A 369-nucleotide genomic window follows, 5' to 3' on the forward strand; every position below is an offset into this window, starting at 1 on the left:
GACCAGTTGATGTTGGCTCGGGGCTATGCGTCCGGCGGCAATGGTAACGACATCCTCGATGTGCGCACGGCGCTGGTCGGTGCTGCTGTGAACTTGAGCGGTGACGCGGGCAGCGACATCTACCGCGTCGGCAATGCCACGAATACCGTCATCAACGATTACCGTATCGGCAGCGCCGACCTCAACGTGGTCGAGTTCGCCGTTGGCATCGATCCGGCCAGCTTGCAGTTATCGCGCAGCAATTACTACGATCTGATCGTCACCTTCGCCAACGGCCGCACGGTCACGGTGGGAACCCAGCTTTATTCCGCTGATCCGAATGGGGAGTACGGCGTGCAGGAGTTCCGCTTCGCCGACGGTAGCGTATGG

1 protein-coding gene is annotated in these 369 nt (G+C 60.7%); it reads left to right on the forward strand.

All coding sequences use genetic code 11. From position 1 onward, the window contains the following. On the forward strand, positions 1-369 hold a 369-nt coding region (locus Q8X48_RS29885; protein ID WP_407802674.1), incomplete at both ends, for a calcium-binding protein.

The organism is Pseudomonas sp. QLc11A (assembly GCF_052112305.1).
GTDB lineage: Bacteria > Pseudomonadota > Gammaproteobacteria > Pseudomonadales > Pseudomonadaceae > Aquipseudomonas > Aquipseudomonas laurylsulfatiphila.